The organism is Duganella sp. SG902, assembly GCF_013376005.1.
In the GTDB taxonomy this organism is placed as follows: Bacteria; Pseudomonadota; Gammaproteobacteria; order Burkholderiales; family Burkholderiaceae_D; genus Rugamonas.
This window is the reverse complement of record NZ_JABMJK010000045.1, coordinates 1-1,125: the sequence shown is the minus strand read 5'-3', so window position 1 is coordinate 1,125 and position 1,125 is coordinate 1. Positions and strand designations below refer to the sequence as shown.

The following is a 1,125-nucleotide window of genomic DNA, read 5'->3' as shown; positions in this document are numbered from 1 at the left end:
ATGCGGCTGGTTAGTCTTCATGATATTTTTACACATGGAGGCTAGATGAAGAAACGATTTACCGACGAGCAGATTATTGGGATTTTGCGCCTGGCTGAGGCTGACGGCGTAGTGATACGGGACCTCTGCAGGAAGCACAACATCACAGAGCAGACCTTTTTCCGCTGGCGTAACAAGTACGGAGGCATGACCGTTCCTGAAGCGCGCCGGCTGAAGGACCTGGAGTCTGAAAACGCCAAGTTGAAGAAGCTGTTGGCGGAACAGTTGCTGGCCATTGATGGGCTGAAGGAAATCGCCGGAAAAAAATGGTAACCCCGGCGACCAAGCGTGCGGCCCTCGAAATCTTGAAGAGCAAGGGATTGTCTGAGCGTGCGGCTTGCCGTTTTGCCGGGGTAAGCAGGCGGGTGCCGGGATATGAGCCGAAGCAGCCGGCCAAAGACAAGGCCTTGGAAATCGAATTGATGGAAGCGTCAGCACGCTATCCCCGTTTTGGTTATCGGCGCATCGCGGTGATGACCGATAACAGCACCAGCAGGGTCTGGCGACTGTGGCGCAAACTGGGCTTGAATTTACCAAAGCGACGGCCCCGCAAGCGGCGCTGCGGCAGTGATATCCGCGTTCCCGGTGCGACGGCCCCCAACAGCGTTTGGACCTACGACTTTGTGCATGACCGCCTGGCGAATGGCGCGACGTACAAGATGCTCTGCGTGCTCGACGAAAATACCCGCGAATGCCTGGCCATCGAGGTGGGGAAATCCCTGCGCAGCAACGACGTCATCTTGACGCTGTCGCGGCTGATGCGTGTCTACGGCAAGCCCGCCTTCATCCGCTCCGACAACGGCGCCGAATTCACCGCAACGGCCGTCATGAAGTGGCTGCGCGATCAAAACGTAGGACCGGCCTACATCAAGCCAGGCAGCCCTTGGCAAAACGGCTTCGTTGAAAGCTTCAACGGCAAGCTGCGCGACGAGTGCCTGAACAGGGAATGGTTTGGCAGTCGGCAGGAGGCCAAACTGGTTATTGAGAAATGGCGGCATTTCTATAACAATGAGCGACCGCATTCAGCTCTTGGCAATCGCCCCCCGGCCTCAGTTGGTCGGCAGCGGCGCCAAATGCTGGCGACTT

The 1,125-nt window shown here is 57.5% G+C and carries 1 protein-coding gene; it reads left to right on the top strand.

Features of this window, described 5'->3' with window-relative positions; genetic code table 11:
• Positions 1 to 45 precede the first annotated feature (45 nt).
• Positions 46 to 1,125, top strand: a protein-coding gene (locus tag FHW83_RS30410; RefSeq protein ID WP_176650103.1) for an IS3 family transposase whose coding sequence is annotated in 2 segments (ribosomal slippage) — positions 46 to 295 and positions 295 to 1,125 — 1,081 coding nt annotated over the 2 segments. Because the reading frame shifts where the segments join, the coding sequence is not laid out codon by codon here. This gene is flagged as partial in the annotation.